The sequence below is a fragment of the Rhodoferax sp. RT5P35 genome (assembly GCF_056521385.1).
In genome coordinates, this window is the sequence record NZ_JBWMAX010000095.1 from 1 (window position 1) to 1,581 (window position 1,581).

General features: G+C 64.2%; 2 protein-coding genes and 1 pseudogene. All 3 read right to left on the minus strand.

Going from position 1 to position 1,581, the window contains the following annotated elements; genetic code table 11:
* Window positions 1–296: hypothetical protein (locus AC097L_RS23900; RefSeq protein WP_479589224.1), on the minus strand; the 296-nt coding region annotated here is incomplete at its 3' end.
* Between the two features lie 240 nt (window positions 297–536).
* On the minus strand, window positions 537–1,454 hold the full coding sequence (locus tag AC097L_RS23905; RefSeq protein WP_479589225.1) for a LysR family transcriptional regulator: 918 nt from the start codon (window positions 1,452–1,454) through the stop codon (window positions 537–539).
* Between the two features lie 6 nt (window positions 1,455–1,460).
* Window positions 1,461–1,581 (minus strand): annotated as a pseudogene (locus AC097L_RS23910) (iron-sulfur cluster carrier protein ApbC); the annotation flags it as partial.

Genomic DNA, 1,581 nt, shown 5'->3' on the forward strand with positions numbered 1-1,581 from the left:
CTGGTCTTTTCAGCTTGCAGCATGTGCAGGCCTTCCTGGGTCAAAGTTTGGAAGACGAAAAACTGCACCTCGGGGGCATCCTGCTTCGCTTCTTGTGGCCCGACTTTGGATTGCGAATCTTCGTGGAGACGGACACCCAGCAGCACCAGCACCACACCGGCTGCGCCACAGAACAAGCGCGCCAAGCGCTCGATTTTGGGAATTTGTAGCCACCCTTTGACCTCCATACCACCCCCCACCAGGGCGATGAGCAGGAGCAGTCCACCAATCAGAAGCAATACAACGGGCGTTTCCATGGCCGGCCTTTCGGTAGTGCGTGCGCGTCAGTCCCCCGCAGGGCTGTGCCGCAACATGCACATGGCAGCGGGATGTGCGGTCTGCCATGGCTTCAATGTAGGCGCGTCGGGAGCGGTACGCATCATAGGTTTGGGGGATGTCCAGGCTGCTGCAGGGATGCCCCACGCCCAACTGAAATATCTGAACCGAATAGACCTCTAGCGCTTATTCCATAAGCGCAAGCAGCTATCAATTTAATATTAACCGAGCTGCAGCCAATCGGATGACTCGGCCAGCACCAGGGCCGCCTGCAGCGCACGCGAGGGGCGCACCGCCGCCGGGGCCATGAAGCCGATGGGGGTGCGCACATCAGGCTCCACCAGCGGCAACGCCTCCAGTTCGCGGTAGGCGCGCACGGCAGCCAGCAGGCCGCCGGGCAGCACGCTGCACACGCTGCCGTCCACCACGCTCAGCACCAGCGAAAAGACCGAATTCGTCTCGATGGCGGGCACCACCTGGATGCCCGCTGCGGCAAAGGCTGCGTCCATGATGCTGCGGTTGTGCATCTCGGGGCTCAGCAGGCACAGCGGCACCCCAGCCAGGCTCTGCCAGCGCACGGGTTCACGCACTTGCAGGCCGTCGGGGTGGGGCTGGGCCGCGCGGCGCAGCAAAAAATAGGTTTCGGTGTACTGCGGCCAGGCCTGCAGCTTCACGGCGCGCTGGTGCATGCGGTCGGTGTAGCCCAGGGCCAGGTCCAGCGACAAATCGTCCAGCCGCGTCTCCAGCTCCAGCGAACTCAGCGACAGCACCACCGGCTGGATGCCCGGGTGCCGGGCCTGCAACAAGGCGGCAAAGCGCGACAGTCGGGGCATGGCGGTGGGTATCGCGCCCAGCCGCAGGCGGCCCCGGGGGTGGTCTGCATCGCTTTGCAGCGCCTGCTGCAGCACCTCGTGCTCGTGCAACATGCGGTGCGCGGCCAGCAAGACCTGTTCGCCCTCGGGGGTCAGGCCTTCGTAGCTGCGGCCCCGGCGCACGATGACCACGCCAAACTCGTCCTCCAGCGCCTTGAGCGCGTTGGACAGCGCGGGCTGGGTGATGTGGCAGGCCTGGGCCGCACGGCCAAAGTGCTTGTGCTCGTGCAGCGCCGAGAAGTAGCGCATGGCGGCCATGAGATTCATGGCGGCTTAGGTGTCTTTGCTGATGGAGATGGTGGGGAATTTCGACGAGAAATCCTTGTTTTTGCCCGCAATCGACACCGCCACCTGGCGGGCAATGGCCTTGTACAGGGCGGCAATCTCGCCGTCC